General features: G+C 50.0%; 14 protein-coding genes. 4 read left to right on the top strand and 10 right to left on the bottom strand.

All coding sequences use genetic code 11. From position 1 onward, the window contains the following. Positions 1-541 precede the first annotated feature (541 nt). Entirely contained in the window at positions 542-1372 is an 831-nt protein-coding gene (locus ACL2XG_RS01300) for an oxidoreductase (RefSeq protein WP_413723085.1), read from the top strand. Positions 1373-1651: 279 nt separating this feature from the next. After that, positions 1652-2698, top strand: coding sequence for an NAD(P)-dependent alcohol dehydrogenase (locus tag ACL2XG_RS01295; protein ID WP_413723086.1), 1047 nt, complete (start codon positions 1652-1654; stop codon positions 2696-2698). Between the two features lie 183 nt (positions 2699-2881). On the opposite strand, the gene ACL2XG_RS01290 is transcribed toward ACL2XG_RS01295, so the two are convergent. The 8 genes from ACL2XG_RS01290 to ACL2XG_RS01255 all read right to left on the bottom strand — a co-directional run bounded on the left by ACL2XG_RS01290 (position 2882) and on the right by ACL2XG_RS01255 (position 11120). Continuing rightward, entirely contained in the window at positions 2882-3937 is a 1056-nt protein-coding gene (locus ACL2XG_RS01290; RefSeq protein WP_413723087.1) for an NAD(P)-dependent alcohol dehydrogenase, read from the bottom strand. 152 nt (positions 3938-4089) lie between these two features. Then, positions 4090-4371, bottom strand: coding sequence for a hypothetical protein (locus ACL2XG_RS01285; protein ID WP_413723088.1), 282 nt, complete (start codon positions 4369-4371; stop codon positions 4090-4092). Positions 4372-4439: 68 nt separating this feature from the next. After that, positions 4440-5480 carry an aliphatic amidase gene (locus ACL2XG_RS01280; protein ID WP_413723089.1) on the bottom strand — a complete coding sequence of 347 codons (1041 nt, stop codon included), beginning with the start codon at positions 5478-5480 and terminating at the stop codon, positions 4440-4442. A gap of 148 nt (positions 5481-5628) precedes the next feature. Beyond that, positions 5629-6462 (bottom strand): hypothetical protein, encoded by an 834-nt coding sequence (locus tag ACL2XG_RS01275; protein WP_413723090.1) that lies wholly within the window; start codon positions 6460-6462, stop codon positions 5629-5631. Next, positions 6459-7454, bottom strand: coding sequence for a CobW family GTP-binding protein (locus ACL2XG_RS01270; RefSeq protein WP_413723091.1), 996 nt, complete (start codon positions 7452-7454; stop codon positions 6459-6461). The genes ACL2XG_RS01275 and ACL2XG_RS01270 overlap by 4 nt, the downstream gene beginning before the upstream one ends. A gap of 75 nt (positions 7455-7529) precedes the next feature. After that, complete coding sequence (locus tag ACL2XG_RS01265) at positions 7530-9185, bottom strand: tubulin-like doman-containing protein (protein WP_413723092.1); 1656 nt, start codon at positions 9183-9185, stop codon at positions 7530-7532. An 85-nt stretch (positions 9186-9270) separates the two neighbouring features. Then, complete coding sequence (locus ACL2XG_RS01260; RefSeq protein ID WP_413723093.1) at positions 9271-9597, bottom strand: hypothetical protein; 327 nt, start codon at positions 9595-9597, stop codon at positions 9271-9273. A gap of 11 nt (positions 9598-9608) precedes the next feature. After that, positions 9609-11120 (bottom strand): hypothetical protein, encoded by a 1512-nt coding sequence (locus tag ACL2XG_RS01255; protein ID WP_413723094.1) that lies wholly within the window; start codon positions 11118-11120, stop codon positions 9609-9611. A gap of 644 nt (positions 11121-11764) precedes the next feature. On the opposite strand from ACL2XG_RS01255, the gene ACL2XG_RS01250 reads away from it, so the two are divergent. Next, the gene (locus tag ACL2XG_RS01250; protein ID WP_413723095.1) at positions 11765-12916 is read left to right on the top strand and encodes a transporter substrate-binding domain-containing protein; all 1152 of its coding nucleotides are present in this window, start codon (positions 11765-11767) and stop codon (positions 12914-12916) included. After that, positions 12903-13550 carry an ANTAR domain-containing response regulator gene (locus ACL2XG_RS01245; protein WP_413723096.1) on the top strand — a complete coding sequence of 216 codons (648 nt, stop codon included), beginning with the start codon at positions 12903-12905 and terminating at the stop codon, positions 13548-13550. Before ACL2XG_RS01250 ends, ACL2XG_RS01245 begins: the two co-directional genes overlap by 14 nt. A gap of 101 nt (positions 13551-13651) precedes the next feature. Here ACL2XG_RS01245 and ACL2XG_RS01240 read toward each other — a convergent pair whose 3' ends face one another. Together ACL2XG_RS01240 and ACL2XG_RS01235 are read right to left on the bottom strand one after the other, a co-directional pair. Then, the gene (locus ACL2XG_RS01240; protein ID WP_413723097.1) at positions 13652-14545 is read right to left on the bottom strand and encodes a LysR family transcriptional regulator; all 894 of its coding nucleotides are present in this window, start codon (positions 14543-14545) and stop codon (positions 13652-13654) included. Position 14546: 1 nt separating this feature from the next. Further along, on the bottom strand, positions 14547-15461 hold the full coding sequence (locus tag ACL2XG_RS01235; protein WP_413723098.1) for a LysR family transcriptional regulator: 915 nt from the start codon (positions 15459-15461) through the stop codon (positions 14547-14549). Positions 15462-15558 lie beyond the last annotated feature (97 nt).

The following is a 15558-nucleotide window of genomic DNA, read 5'->3' as shown; positions in this document are numbered from 1 at the left end:
TTAATGGGCCGTATCCAGAGTTTCCAGAACCAACGCAGCGATTATTCCAACATTAAACTTAACAGGCGCACACTGTATAAAACAGTCCGCAAATCCGCATAGACTTATGAAAATGGTGCATTAATGGTAATTTTCTCCTCCTCGGCGATGTCGCCTTTTCCACGCTATATCACCTATAACTGTTCCTAATGAATATGAAGGGATGGTCCTGGCTCTCGGAAAGTAAAGTAATCCCAGCACGAAGACTCATGAATATCACTCATAACGGCAAGTAAAACATAAGAGTAATTTTTCATCACTATTTCTTCTATAGTCCCTTATATAAGCAATTGATTATTCTTTTGCGGAAATGAATGGATTTTGGTCAGGTGCTTGTGAGTAAAAATGATATTCCCCCTTTCAGTACTGATGAGGAATATTTATCAGCTATCACTCAAGAATCTGCTTATCGGATGCTTCATCATTGTTAAAAACTGTAGCTTATGCGAAAGAAAACGCTTTCGTCCCAAACGATAACACATTTATCTGAGGTACTTTCTCTATGTCTACATGGTTAATTACCGGTTGTTCTACCGGACTTGGTCGCCATCTTGCGCAGGCGGTTCTGGCGCGCGGATGGAACGCGGTGGTTACCGCGCGGGATCCGGCAAAGGTTCAGGATATCGTAACATCCTATCCCGACACCGCGCTGGCCGTCGCGCTGGATGTGACCGACAATACCCTGATTGCCGAGGTGGTGCGCCAGGCTGAAGCTCGCTTCGGCGGGGTGGACGTGCTGGTGAACAACGCCGGCCACGGCTACCGCGCTGCGGTGGAGGAAGGCGACGAGGCAGATGTCGACGAACTGTTCGCCACCAATTTTTTTGGCCCAATAAAGATGATCAAGGCGATACTCCCCGGCATGCGGTCCCGGCGCAGCGGCGCCATCGTCAACGTTTCATCCATCGCCGGTCGCGGCGCCGAGCCAGGGTCCGGATATTACGCGGCGACCAAATTCGCACTAGAGGGTATGTCGGACGCGCTGCGAAAAGAGATCAGTCCGCTTGGTATCAAGGTGCTGGTGGTGGAACCCGGTGCGTTTCGTACCGATTTTGCCGGCCGTTCATTGCAGCAATCAAAGACTGTTATCGCTGATTACGCCAATACCGCCGGACTGCGCCGGAAAGAAAAGGATAATAGCCATGGTAAGCAGCCCGGCGATTGCGCGCGCGGTGCCCAGGTAATCATCAAGGCCGTCGCGGCGGCTGACGCGCCCTTCAGGCTGCTATTGGGCAGCGATGCCGTTAAGTATGTCCGCTCCCAATTGGAAACCCAGCTAACAGAAGTGAATGCCTGGGAAAAAATCAGTGTCACCACCGATTTCCCCAGTTGAGATCTCCGCCGCCGCGGCTTACTTATTTCCCCAGTCAGGGCGGCGATAATGGCATTGTTAATATTCTGGCAGTGGCTTGCGGGTATCAACCAAGAGGATAAGGCAAGAATCATCCATGAATACGCCTATTGTTTAGCCGCCAAAGTATTACTCTTTTTACAGCACAACGCGATATATTCACAATGCCGGATACGACTGCTTTAATAAATAGCAGACAATTCAGGACCTTCAAGAGTTCTGTTCCTGAATTATCATTATCCAGAACAAGGGAGTCAACAGATGAAAACCACCGGCTATGCCGCCTTCAGTACCACTACCCCATTGGCGCCGTTTGTATTCGAACGGCGCGCGCTGCGCCCTAACGATGTCGCCATGGAGATACTCTTTTGTGGAGTCTGCCATTCGGATCTCCATACGGCGCATAACGACTGGGGCTGGACAACCTACCCTATTGTCCCCGGTCATGAAATTGTCGGCCGCGTCACCGACGTCGGCCCCGACGTCACCCGCTATAAGGTGGGTGATGCGGTGGCCGTAGGCTGCATGGTGGACAGTTGTATGGAATGTGACCAGTGCCATAACGGAGAGGAGCAGCTGTGCCGGGAAGGCAATACCGGCACCTACTGTGGTCTGGACCGCATTACCCATGAACCGACACAAGGCGGTTACTCCAAGCATTTAGTGGTGCGCGAAGAGTTTGTGCTGCGCGTGCCGGACGGGCTGGATCTTTCACGGACCGCACCGCTACTGTGCGCCGGCATCACCACCTATTCACCGCTGCGCACCTGGAACGTCGGTCCGGGCAGCCGGGTCGGCGTGATTGGCCTTGGCGGGTTGGGCCATATGGCGGTCAAGCTGGCGGTTGGCCTGGGCGCGGACGTGACTGTCCTGAGCCGCACCGCCAACAAGGAAGCCGATGCCCTTGCCCTGGGCGCCGACTGCCTGCTGATTTCCACGGATGAGGAGGCCATGGCGAAAGCCGCCTCCGGGTTCGATTTGATTATCGACACCGTGCCGGTCAAGCACGATCTCAATCCTTATATGCCGCTGCTGGATATCGACGGCACATTAGTACTGGTGGGCCAGGTCGGTCCCCTTGCCGAACCGAGCACCGTGCCTCTGATCCTGGGCCGTCGCCGGATCGCCGGCTCGCCCATCGGGGGCATTCGCGAAACCCAGGAAATGCTCGACTTCTGCGCAAAGAAAAACATCCTGCCCGACTGCGAGATGATCCGTATGGATCAGATAAACGAGGCTTTTACGCGGATGGAACAGGCGGACGTACACTATCGTTTTGTGATAGACATGGCCTCTCTACCGGCTTGATACTGTATGGATTTTAGGTAATTAGCTACTTTTATCATTACAATACAGGTTGAGTCACGGTGATTTTTTGTGCAAAACAGGAGATAATTAGGAGTGAAAATTCTAGCAGTCGATAAATACTAATCATCAGTTGAAAAAATTATTTGAAAAAGGCGACGTACTGTCGCCTTTTCATCTTTTTAATCATGCAGTTAAAGAAGAAATATCTATAACAAAGCGATATTTCACATCACTTTTCAGCATGCGTTTCCAGGCATCATTGATATCCTGGATATTAATCATTTCAACATCAGCAGTGATGCCGTGCTCACCACAAAAATCCAGCATTTCCTGGGTTTCTGCAATGCCGCCAATCACCGAACCGGCGACTGATTTACGTCCCAGGACCAGCGGTGCGGAGTTCAGCACCGGGTCCAGTTCGCCCAAATAGCCCACCAGCACCAAGGTACCGTTAAGGGCGAGCGTCGTGACATAAGGCTTAAGATCGTGAACATAAGGCACCGTATCGACGATAAGGTCAAATTCTCCTTTTACTGCCGCCATTTGGTCGTCATCGGTGGAGATCACTATGTGATCGGCACCAAGCCGGCGCGCATCCTGCTCTTTACCGGGAGAACGGCTAAAGAGTGTGACCTCGGCGCCTAACGCTTTGGCGAATTTCAGCCCCATATGGCCCAAGCCGCCAAGGCCGACCACCGCCACTTTGGTCCCTTTGCCTACTTTCCAGTGGCGCAATGGCGACCAGGTAGTGATACCGGCGCACAATAGCGGCGCCGCGCCCTTCAGATCCAGGCCATCCGGCACTTTGACCACGAACTTATCCGATACCACGATGGTTTCGGAGTAGCCGCCATAGGTCGGCATTTTATCGTGACGATCGATATCGTTGTAGGTCAGCGTATTGCCTTCTTCGCAATACTGCTCAAGCCCCTGCTTACAAGGATCGCAGTGCTGGCAGGAATCCACCATGCAACCGACGCCAACATGATCACCGGCTTTAAAACGCGTAACTTCCGCCCCCACCCGGGTGACGCGGCCAATGATTTCATGCCCGGGCACCATTGGGAAGGTCGCATTGCCCCAATCATTGTAAGCATTATGAATATCTGAATGGCACACGCCACTGTACAAAATTTCAATCACCACATCATTAGCCCGGGGATCGCGGCGCACAAAATTGTGCGGCACCAAATCTTCTTTCACGGCCAGTGCGGCGTAACCACGTACATTCATCGTCATACTTTTCTCCGGAATCGCCTGTTTTGCGTTACGAATTATAGAGATTAGGCTCTAAAAGCGAATTAATGAGATATTAAATAATTAACCTTTATAAGGTTATCAAGGATTGCAATTCACGATTAGAGGTGAATTTCAGATTGCACCAATGAATCTTATTCACCAATAACCCTGTACAGATGGCGCCACCACGCATTAACACCGCTTGAGGCGACAATAGGGTCCCTCAGTCCCGGACCAATCACCTTTTCGGGCGCATTCAACACCCGGGCGCGATGCCGTGATACAGGGCGGCCAAGCTTGTGCAGGAACACACCGTCCGGCCAACGCGACCGCTCTTCCAAAGCCTGGCGGGCGTCAGCGTATGATATCTGCGTATGAAAATTGCAGCTTGAAATAAGAATATTGCGGTGTAATAAAGTGAGATTAAAACGCATAAACAACCCGCTTAAGGTTCCTTAAGCGGGTTGCGGGTTGATCTTCAACGGGATAGAGCAATGGCGGCTCAGCTTTCGCTGCCGACGGCATCATGCGGCAAATCGCCATAAGGACATTGCGCCACGCCGATGGTGCCGCGGGTGATGCGCTCCACGTTTTCCTGCGCTTTTTTCGCATCCAGCACCCAGGTCCGGTAGAAATCAAACGGACATTCGGCAATGCCCTTTTCACCATCGCCCGAATGATAGACGCCGGTATAGCCTCGATGGAGCAATTTAAAAAGATGGTTCTGTGACTGATCGTATTTACGCGCATCGCGAATTTCAGGTATCGACAACTGGGCATACTGAATACCCATCTCCTCTTCCCCGCATTCACCCAGCGTATGGCCGTCAAACCCGATAATGGCGGAATGGCCGAAATAGGTATAAACGCCATCAAAGCCGGTGCAGTTCGCCACCGCGACATAGCAGTTATTGGCCCAGGCCATGGCTTTGGAAATAAGCACCTGCTGGTCTTTCGCCGGATACATATACCCCTGGCACCTGACAATCAACTCGGCGCCCTTCATGGCGCAATCGCGCCATATTTCCGGGTAATTACCATCATCACAGATGATAAGACTAATATTGATCCCTTTCGGTCCCGCGACCACATGAGTGGTATCGCCAGGATACCACCCCTCCACCGGGACCCACGGCAGGATTTTGCGATATTTTTGAATAATATCGCCTTGATTGTCAATCAGGATCAGGGTGTTATACGGGACTTTGGCCGGATGTTCCTCATGCCGTTCGCCGGTAATGGAAAACACGCCCCACACATTAGCTTCACGGCATGCAGCCGAAAAAACCGCCGTTTCATCACCAGGAATGGTCGACGCCGTGGTCATCATTTCGTCCGGATCGTACATAATGCCCATGGTGCTATACTCAGGGAAAATAATTAAGTCCATCCCCGGCAGGCCTGATTTAACACCTTTAACCACTTCCGCTATTTTTCGCGCATTCTCCATAACTTCCTGCCGGGTATGCAAACGCGGGATTTTATAGTTTACAACCGCGACCCCGACACTGGTCGGGCTACTGGAAATATCACCATGACGCATATTAACTCCTTACATGTTTTTAAGAAAAAGGGTATCGGCACATCATTGCGATGTGAAATTTAACAATTACAAGAATAACCCCAGGCCTGCTTTATAAGGGTGCGTGACGCATAACACACTTATCGCCATTTACTCCACTGGCAATAATCTAGGCCAGCGTATCCATGGATTTTTTATGGCTATATTTTTTATTACGGAAATAATGAAAGGCTAAAAATAGCAACATTAAAATGACAAACCCTGCCCCGACCATAGTGAAGACAAGCTCGTTAAAAGCAATTTCAGGATTAAACTCGACTGTAATGTTATAAACAGCCACGAAAAAAGACATAAATACAATCAGGTAGCCCAGGCTGTTGCGCCAGACGTTTTTTGTCTGTATTGACTCCGTCTGCTGGCTTAGCCGGTTAACAATCCTGCCATCCATGGTATCGGTTATCATCATGCCGGCGGTAAATACGCATCCCATGATGGCCGCATACATCGCCTGCCAATTTTGATTGCTATTGCTGGCAACATAACCCCACGCCGCCGCCTGCGTCGCCGTATCGAACACCGCGGCGAATATGACCCCGACCAGAATAATAGACAACGGATTGGACTGTTTTAATAATCGGGTCGGGAACAATTTCATTTTCCAACCTACCGGGCGGTAATTGGCGCTGTTCATTAGTGTCCACAGATTTGTCACGCCAATGGCCAAGAGCATTAACGTCGGCAGCCAATCAAGGGAAAACCGCACAGGGGGGGGCAAGGTAAGGGTTTGCGTAAAATAGCTTACGAATATGGCAATGCCTGTCACCAGGCCGCCGTGGCCGATGGCAAACAATGTCCCCACCCACTTGGCATGACCATGCTTATGCCTGATAGCATGCCAGGTCAGGCCGTCGATACAGGCGATATGATCGGGATCGAGGCCATGCCTCAATCCTAGGGCAAACATGATCAGTAAACTTGATAGCTGTAGGTTTAATTCAGTCATAATATAATCACTCCGTTCCGGGGGGTAAAAACGCAATGGGAAAATTCAGCTTTCAGCATCTCGGGATCAAGATCTTTACCAATTACCACCAACTCGCTTTCATGTACGGCATCCCCCATCCATTCATCGAGATGATTTAGCGTGGTGAGCATGCGCACGCTCTGAAATACCACCGGTTCCGTAAAACCCTTGGCATTTAGCAGACCTTTCGTCCGAATCATTTTATCGCCATCCACAGCGAGCAGTGCGGTCATCCATGCCATGAAACGGTTAATATCCAGCGGCGAGCGTTCCCGCAGCACCAGGGTAGAAATGGATGGGTCATGCTCATGGGTATGATCGGTTAATAAATCAGGCTCAATTTTCAATTTTTCCGTCAAACTAAAGCCATGGGTATTCATGAGTTCGGTGATATCCACGCGGCCATATTCACTGACGTGGATATGCGCAATGGGATTGAGAGATTGTATCCGTTGTTTGACCTGATGGAGCCTTTCGGGCGTAACCAGATCGGCTTTGTTCAGGATGATAATATCGGCAAAAGCAATTTGCTCTTTTGCCTCCAGGCTACCTGCAAGATTTTTATCAATATTAACCGCATCCACCACCGAGATAAACGCGTCCAACTGGGCGCGGCGGCTTATCTCATCGGAAACAAAAAAAGTGGACGCCACCGGCGCCGGGTCGGCAAGGCCGGTTGTTTCAATAAATATATATTCAATATCATCCGAGCGCTGCATCAGCTGATCAATCGTTTCTATAAGATCACCGCGCACCGTGCAGCATAAACAGCCGTTATTAAATTCAATCAGCTGCTCATCGCTGTGTGTGACTAACAGTTTTGCGTCAATGCTCATTTCACCGAATTCATTGACAATAACCGCGATTTTGGCGCCTTCATTTTGCAAAAGCATATGATTTAATAAAGTCGTTTTTCCGGAACCTAAATAGCCGGTAATCACTGTGATGGCGATATGCCGTTTGTTAATCATAATAGCCCCTGTAGCAGTTGACCTTTATGTCAGCTACCCTAAAGATGAAATAATCGAGCCTGGGAGGGTGGGTGATTACTGCGGTGTGGCAACCACCGTTTCCGTCATTTTTCGAATCGCCTCCTCGCGAATCACTTTACGGTTGGCCGGCGGCAATACATCACCGCGCAGTTGATCGTAAGGCACCACCACCCAGCAGGCGCATCCCCAGATACATTCACCGGCCATGCCTTTAAAACGAATGGCGGGTTCGGAAATCATCGGTCCGAGATCGATAAGCCAGGCATGTTCAGCCAGCTTCGCTTTCCAGTTGAGCGCATCGTAATTCTTCTGGCTATTCCAGAACGCGGCCAAATCGGTTTTTGCCACCCCGGGTAAAATCACGTTGCAGTAAGACGTCAGGGCATCAAAAAATTCGTAATGATAGACTTGCAGCGACGAGCCGGTTTCCATCAGATAGCTGCCGGTAATGGCTTCCTTGACATTGTGCGTCAGTTTTTCCAGGTTCATTTCGCGAGAGCAATGGATATGCAGTTCGGCAAAATCGGTTTCGAAACTGTCGGTCAAACCGTCGAAAGTCGCAATAAACTTAGTCCACTGCGCCAGGGTTTCATCCCAGACATCGCCGCTTTGTCCTGGGAGCACCTGCACCCCGGGATGGGTCAGCTTGGCAACGTTGAACAGCGTCCAGTTGCGGGATTTGGAACTGATGGTTTCGTGCGGTGCGCCGGTGAAGCCGGTCGGACGTAAAGAACGAAATAATACCCGGCTCTTGTCAAGCACGGCGAACCGCATAAAAGAATCGGCGACGAAGCGATTAGTCACCAGTTGTTTAAATTCATGGCGTACTTTTTGATTGCCGGTATCGGTATAGGATGACAGCCGTTGCCAGCTTTGCTCTGGATTTACGACAAAGAACCCGCCGGTAAAGGGGCTACGGTACAGATCGCCCCAAACTGTGGTCACGCCAGCATTTTTATCGTCATCAAGCATGCAATCGAGCTCATTAAGCGTGGTGTAAAGCCCTGGACTTTCTTTGTAGATATCCGGATCGCCGCTATGGGGCAACTGGCCGACGCCTATCACAGGCATGCGGCGCCCCAGTTTTACCGTCGCCAGGTGGCGCGCCAAATCCATCACGATCCCGCTGCCGGTTCCCCCCGCCAGGCTGAAGGACACCGTAATCATAGAGGGTAAGGTTGCCTCTTCAATATGGCTGACGAATTGCTCCAACGCGTTATGCATCGGGCGGTTGCCGTCATAATAGGCATTGGCGTATAAACCCTTGGCAATGGAGCGTGGGAAATGCTCTCCCGCCTTGGGGAATTTAGTATCATGGGGCACATAGGACTCGTAATTGGGATTCCAATAATAACGGGGATATTCCAGTTTCAGATATTCACGCGTGCGGTTCATCCCTGAAAAGTAGCTGTCCGTATCCTTCATATCCAGAACAATAGCCTGGAATTTGAAACGCGAAGCGGGAATGCCGCGCTCCTCAAGACGTTTTACCAAGGCGCCGGCATAATCCTTGGCGATTTGCATATCCTGATCGCCGATATCAACCACCATGGCGGCAAAGCGGGCACGCGGATCCTCCAATAAGTCCTCGACTTCACCGGTGCGCAGCAAAGCTTCCACATACGCAATGCCGGTCCTGCCAATACCGATGGCATGCAAGCAGTGCGGAGCCTGGACACCGGTAGCGCTGTTATATAAAGAAGCTGTCATTTTATATTCTCCTGGAGTACATGATTAACATTGCGCATATTCGGTTGAATATGCGGTACAAAGCCACAACTTAATCACACTGAATTCAACAGCGAACACTGAAAGTTTCGATTTTATCCAAAAATCCGAGATCTCTTAAGATATGCGCAACGGAGGTTGCCCGCTCATTGGCGACATATAAGATATAGTCTTCGACAAATAATCCCGGGTCGGAGGATATTATGCCTTCCTCTATTAACCTGACGCCTTTTTCCAGGTTTTCCCTGTGCAATTGTGTTCGCCAAATAGGTGATGAGATGGTAATAGCCTCATTATCGACTTTCTCAATATGCAGAAATTTATCGCCCACTACAGTGGGGACCTGGTAGCCGTCACCGTATTTTATGATCACATCGTTCCAGTTAAGCGGCATGGTGGACTCCTTTATATTTCTCCCCGAATAGCCGGGTATGGCAGATTTATCCATCGTTTGCCGGTTATGATATTGCGGCCGGCCACGCCTGTCTGCGCGTCGGAAGGCTCGCAAAGCAGCAAACCCTGTTCGAGTAATAAGGCATGGGATAGCCTTTTTTCATTTTGGCTACTTGCGTCATAACGCGCTTTCGCCTGCGCGAACAGCCGCAGATCGCTTTTCGCCAGGGACGGCAGGATAAAACGCATCTCTTGAGCGGAGCCGGCGGCGTAATGATTCACCATGATGTTCTGCCCGAAAGACTGGTGGATCGCGCGGGTCAGTTGTTCGGCCGTTTTTTTACTCAAACGCGCGCAAACCACTTCGACAAAAGCCGGCTCATAGCCGTCGGAAATGCCTAGCTGGTTTTTCAACGCGGCAAATGCCGATGGCTCTTTTACCGCCATCATGACCAACACGTGCAGCCAGCGATTGCCCCACGGGGTACGTGCGGCTGAATGTTGCGTCAATGGCGCCGCCAGCCAGTTAAGCTGGCGTAGTATTTCCCACAACCCTGCTCCGGCGCGATCCTGCAGCAATGAAGATAACGCCTGATACAACTTCCCTTGTTCTGATGGGGTCGGCTCCAGGTCCGGCACCATCAGGAAACCTGCGGTAAAGGGATTTTTGAACAAATCACCGCACGATGGCGTAATACGCTGATTCAATTGATCATTACACAGACATTCCAATTCATTTAACGTGGTATAGACATTCGCCGGCGCGATAGTGTCATTCGCCGCCGAAGCCGGTGCCAGACCTATGCCAGTAACCAGGATCCGGCGACCGAACCGCACGGTGGATAAATGCCGGCTGAGATCCATCGCAATAGCGCTTCCGACCGCATCAGCCAGGGAAAACACAATGCAGACCACGGATTCGGTTTCTGTTTGGCCGACGCTTTGGGCGAATCTTTTCAGGGCATGCCAGGCGGGCCGTTCACCGTGATAATAGGCCAGGCTATACATGGCCTTGACATAGGCCCGGCTGAGGCTATCCCGGTCCGGCGCGTTCCGCTCCGATTCCGTTAGCCAGGGAGCAAAGGTATCCGGATTAGGTATCAAGGGATATTCCAGTTGGAGGTGCGCGGCGTGCTGGCTGAAAAAATCGCCAAGCGCATCGGGTTTACCTTGCTCGATTGCCAATGATTCATAAAAGTATTTATTACCGTCCAGGGCCGCGGGCAATACTGGGAGACCAGCGTCGGCCTCTCCGGCCATATCCACCGAAAGGATGCTCAGCCGTGACCGTTCATGATCCAGCAGAGTGTCCGGCATTTGGCTGACAAATTGACGCAAGAAAGCATTGGCCGCCATGCCGATACATACCAGATGAACATTGTAAGGCACCGCCTCGTCATCGCTGATACGGTGTATACCTCGGGTTAAGGCGTCAAGTTTGCGCTGGCGCAGTTTGGCATCGGTACTGCCGATGGCCGGAACCGGCCTGCCGCGTAGTAAATCTATCCCAATCGCTGATGGCATACATCCTACCTCGTCTGTGTTTAACATTTCAGCCCGGCGATACATTGGCCCGTCTTCGCGAACCAGAGAGTCAACATTCTGGCTGGCGGCAAGCCGGCGGGCTTTATAGCTCATCAAGGCAAAAAAAAAGAGCCCCAAAAATGCGTGGTTGAACGCATTTTTAGAGGCTCTCTTGCCTGGAGTGATATCGGCCATCTGGGCGATAACATGGTTAAACCTTAAACATCAGGGTGCCTAAAGTCAACACCCCGGCAACATGAGATTATTTTTTTTAACCTATTGATATTAGGCATATCGAATTTATCTTTTTACAAATTTTCCTTAGGATTAAGATGGTTACATAAATCATTCCCTTGAAGATGTTTTTCTTATACATCAGCGCATTTATTGAAAGATTTTAATATCGCCATACATATTAGTACATGGTTAATATGCTGGATAGAAAACATCTTATGACACATCCGACTAAGTAAATCGTTACCAGCGACGTAATTCAATTATCACATCGTATAAGTAAATATGATTTTCAATCCGGTTGCTTTATTTTTATTCTGCTTTTAACTACTGGATATCGCGGATGACATATAATCCAAATATCATATTCAACAAAAATCCTGGCGAAAACTGGAAAAGGAAATTAACCAATGATATTAAACAAGCATAGTGATGCCGTCAGGGTTGGCGTCTTATTCTCCTCGACGGGATTCACCTCAAAAATCGAAAGATCGCAAATGGAGGGAACATTTTTTGCCATTGAAGAAATCAACAATAATGGAGGAATCAATGGCAGGGAAATTATTCCTATTTACTACGATCCCGCCAGTTCGCCTTACCGTTTCGCTGTTTATGCGGAAAAACTGATAAAAGAAGATCTGGTCAACGTGGTTTTCGGCTGTTATATGTCCAGCACGCGAAAAGCCGTAATGCCTATTATAGAAAAATGGCAAAAATTACTCTTTTACCCAACACCTTATGAAGGTTTTGAATTTTCAAACAATATCATCTACACCGGTGCGTCTCCCAATCAAAATAGCTTTTTTTTGGCTGATTATATGGCAAGCAATTATGGTACCCGTGTTTATATGGTTGGCAGTAATTATATTTACCCTTATGAGTCAAATCGCATCATGAGCGATTTCATGACCAACTTTCCGGGAGGGGCGGTGGTGAGCGAGCGTTATGTGGATCTGAATGCCGGCCGGGAAGATTTTCACTCTATTGTACAGGACATTAAATTAACCCACCCCGATTTTATATTTTCCACAGTGGTTGGTAGAAGTACCCAAGAATTTTATTTAGCCTGCCATGATGCAGGACTTCATCCAGATAAAATTCCAATAGCCAGCCTGACCACCAGCGAAGCGGAAATTTCAGAAATGCGCACGGGGGTGTCAGCAGGACATATCACTTCAGCGCCCTATTTTCAATCAATTGATTCTAAACGCAATAAAGACGTTCTCAGCCGATTTAAATCTAGCCCGTTTTATACCGTTGAGCCGAATATGTGTTGGGAGGCCGCCTATTTTCAGGTGCATCTTTTCGCTAATGCAATGGCAAAATCCGATACCGATGACATAAGCCAGCTGTTTCCGTATCTGCTGAACAGCGAATATGACGCCCCGCAAGGAAGGGTGAAAATCAATCCGCACAATAATCACACATTATTGTATCCTAAAATTGGCAAAGTGAATAAACAGGGGCAATTTTCCATTATCAAAGAAGTCACTCAAGGGGTGGATGCAGATCCCTACTTTGTTAACTATTCTCCGCCTGGGGTTGATAATGATAACGCATAAAATTTTCAACCGGGCAAAAAACAAAAGCGCCAGCCTGCGTTTTTTCAGACGTATCAGGAGCTGTAAAGTCGTTATATTTCATCCTGATGATGATGACCTCAAAATTCTCACGCAGCAACTGCACCGTATTGGCTGCCAAAGCCTGACTATATGGCCGCCAGTAAAAGAGGTGCCCGACGATATCGACGCGATATTCTGGGCCGTGCGCATGGAATACCTCGCTGATGAATACCTGATGCAGCATACGGATATCCCGGTCATTGCCATTATCAATTATGAAAATCCCACCGTTATCGACGCCGCGCTGCATGTAGGGGCTAAGACATTGATGAGCAGTCCCATCCGTCCAATCGGGGTACTTTCCAGCCTGGTGATGGCATTTAAAAATCATTACGACTGGAAGGACTTAAACCGTCGCATGGAAAAACTTTCCACCAAATTACGTATTGCCGATGTCATCAGTCAGGCAAAGGTGATTATTTCCACCATCCGGGGCGTTGATGAACTTGAAGCCTACGCGATCATTCGCGAGATGGCCATGAATGAAAGAATGTCGATCGAAGACATGTCGAAATCCTTGATTCGGGCCAATGAATTACTCCAGCTAAATAAAAAAAAGCATGACTTAAAATGAACACAATCCCCGAGTGATAAAGTGAACGCGGGCCAGTAGATTCCCGTTAATGCGCCAGCCCGGTGCTTTCCCAGTATTCAATATCGGCATCACAAGCGTCATCACTCCGGGTAGCGCAGCGCATCGACGATGACGGATAAGGCAGGAGAAAATTGCCGCCGGTTCGGATAGTAGAGATGATAGCCGGGATAGGGATCGCACCAATCATTAAGCATACGAATCAACCTTCCCTCGGCGATGTGCTCAAGCACCATGTCTTCGGGGACAAAGGCCAGGCCGTGTCCAGCCAGTGCCGCCCTGACGATGGACGAACTGTTGTTAAATACCCATTGTCCCGACACACGGAGCTTGACCTGCTGTCCATCCTTATCAAAATCCCACGGCAATAAGCCGCCATGGGTTGGAAGCCGAAGATTGATGCAATTGTGCTGAGCCAAATCATTTGGCGTCCCGGGCAGAGGCCGCTTTGCCAAATAGGCAGGTGAGCCGACGACAGCGATGCGCATATCGGGACCGATACGCACGGCGATCATGTCCTTAGCCACCTGATTGCCCAGGCGAACACCGGCGTCGTAGCGCTGGGACACGATGTCCGCCATGGTGTAATCAATAGTGATCTCGACATTGATATCGGGATATTCGCCGAGGACTTTGGATAGTTTGGGCCACAGCACACTGTTTGCAGCGTGCTCAGCCGATGTAATACGAACCGTTCCTGCGGGCTTGTCACGCAGCGCATCCACGACGCCCAGTTCAGCATCGATCTCCTCAAGACGAGTCGAAACGTTAAGGAATAGCCGTTCCCCGGCTTCGGTAGTGGAAATATTCCGGGTGGTGCGGGTCAGCAATTGGACGCCCACCTGAGCTTCGAGTCCACTGATGGCATGGCTTAATGCGGAAGGGGTTACGCCAAGCAAGGCAGCCGCCCGGGTAAAGCTTCCTTCGCGCACGACGTTGATAAAGGCGAGGACCTGGCTGAAGTTTTTGCGGGCCATTCTAGGACACCTCCGCCAGATCGGACGGATAGCGTAGCGCTTCAATCAGCACGGCCATGGCTCGCGAAGAAGATTGACGGCGTATCGGATAACAGAGGTGATACCCCGGAAATATTGGGCTCCACTCTTTCAAAACCTGTATTAGCTCGCCACGGTTAATATAGGGCTGCGCCATTTCCTCCGGCACATATCCCAGACCGAAACCTGCCAGCGCGGCATGCAGAATCTGCCTGGTGCTATTAAAAACCAGTTGACCGTCGACCCGCACATTCAATTGCTGCGGGCCTTTTTTGAACTCCCAGGCGTAGATTTCGCCGTGGCTCATCAGATATAAATTGATACACTCATGCTCCGTGAGATCGTGCGGCGTTCCGGGAGCAGGACGCCTTGCCAGGTAGTCTGGCGAAGCAACAATCGCCACACGCATGTCCGGTGCGATCCTTATAGCCGTCATATCACGAGCCACTTCACTGCCCAAGCGTATCCCCATGTCATATCGTTCAGCGACAATATCGGTAAAACGGGACTCCACAATGAGTTCGACCTTGATATCGGGATACTTGGGCAGCAGTTTGACCAGCCTGGGCCACAATACGGTTTCGGCCGCATTTTCAGTAGCTGAAATACGAATGGTGCCTGCGGGCTTGTCGCGCAATTCGCCGACGGCTGTCATTTCCTCCTCGATTTCCTCGAACCGGGGCGCAATGCGATCTATCAAGCGTTGACCGACCTCTGTCGGCGATACGCTGCGGGTGGTTCGGGTCAGCAGACGGACCCCCATTCTTTCTTCAAGGGAACGCATGGTGTGGCTCAGTGCCGACTGGGACATTCCGAGTTGCGCGGCAGCGCGCGTAAAACTTTTTTCGCGTGCCACCGCAATGAAGACCAACAGATCACTGTAGTTATCTCTCGGCATTGCCATTGTCCCTATAGATATTATTCATGAAAATGACTCACAAGTGTTTCCCAACTTTACCATCTAGTCGCCGCCAGATCCATTATCTATAGTAAGG

The organism is Sodalis sp. RH24 (assembly GCF_047324145.1).
In the GTDB taxonomy this organism is placed as follows: Bacteria; Pseudomonadota; Gammaproteobacteria; order Enterobacterales; family Enterobacteriaceae; genus Acerihabitans.
Note: the sequence above shows the minus strand (reverse complement) of the source record. Positions and strands in the feature narration are given on the sequence as shown.

Excerpts from the sequence above, each read along its gene's own strand:
- ACL2XG_RS01300 (WP_413723085.1), top strand. The coding sequence starts at position 542 with ATGTCTACATGGTTAATTACCGGTTGTTCTACCGGACTTGGTCGCCAT.
- ACL2XG_RS01295 (WP_413723086.1), top strand. The coding sequence starts at position 1,652 with ATGAAAACCACCGGCTATGCCGCCTTCAGTACCACTACCCCATTGGCG.
- ACL2XG_RS01290 (WP_413723087.1), bottom strand. The coding sequence starts at position 3,937 with ATGACGATGAATGTACGTGGTTACGCCGCACTGGCCGTGAAAGAAGAT.
- ACL2XG_RS01285 (WP_413723088.1), bottom strand. The coding sequence starts at position 4,371 with ATGCGTTTTAATCTCACTTTATTACACCGCAATATTCTTATTTCAAGC.
- ACL2XG_RS01280 (WP_413723089.1), bottom strand. The coding sequence starts at position 5,480 with ATGCGTCATGGTGATATTTCCAGTAGCCCGACCAGTGTCGGGGTCGCG.
- ACL2XG_RS01275 (WP_413723090.1), bottom strand. The coding sequence starts at position 6,462 with ATGACTGAATTAAACCTACAGCTATCAAGTTTACTGATCATGTTTGCC.
- ACL2XG_RS01270 (WP_413723091.1), bottom strand. The coding sequence starts at position 7,454 with ATGATTAACAAACGGCATATCGCCATCACAGTGATTACCGGCTATTTA.
- ACL2XG_RS01265 (WP_413723092.1), bottom strand. The coding sequence starts at position 9,185 with ATGACAGCTTCTTTATATAACAGCGCTACCGGTGTCCAGGCTCCGCAC.
- ACL2XG_RS01260 (WP_413723093.1), bottom strand. The coding sequence starts at position 9,597 with ATGCCGCTTAACTGGAACGATGTGATCATAAAATACGGTGACGGCTAC.
- ACL2XG_RS01255 (WP_413723094.1), bottom strand. The coding sequence starts at position 11,120 with ATGCCATCAGCGATTGGGATAGATTTACTACGCGGCAGGCCGGTTCCG.
- ACL2XG_RS01250 (WP_413723095.1), top strand. The coding sequence starts at position 11,765 with ATGATATTAAACAAGCATAGTGATGCCGTCAGGGTTGGCGTCTTATTC.
- ACL2XG_RS01245 (WP_413723096.1), top strand. The coding sequence starts at position 12,903 with ATGATAACGCATAAAATTTTCAACCGGGCAAAAAACAAAAGCGCCAGC.
- ACL2XG_RS01240 (WP_413723097.1), bottom strand. The coding sequence starts at position 14,545 with ATGGCCCGCAAAAACTTCAGCCAGGTCCTCGCCTTTATCAACGTCGTG.
- ACL2XG_RS01235 (WP_413723098.1), bottom strand. The coding sequence starts at position 15,461 with ATGCCGAGAGATAACTACAGTGATCTGTTGGTCTTCATTGCGGTGGCA.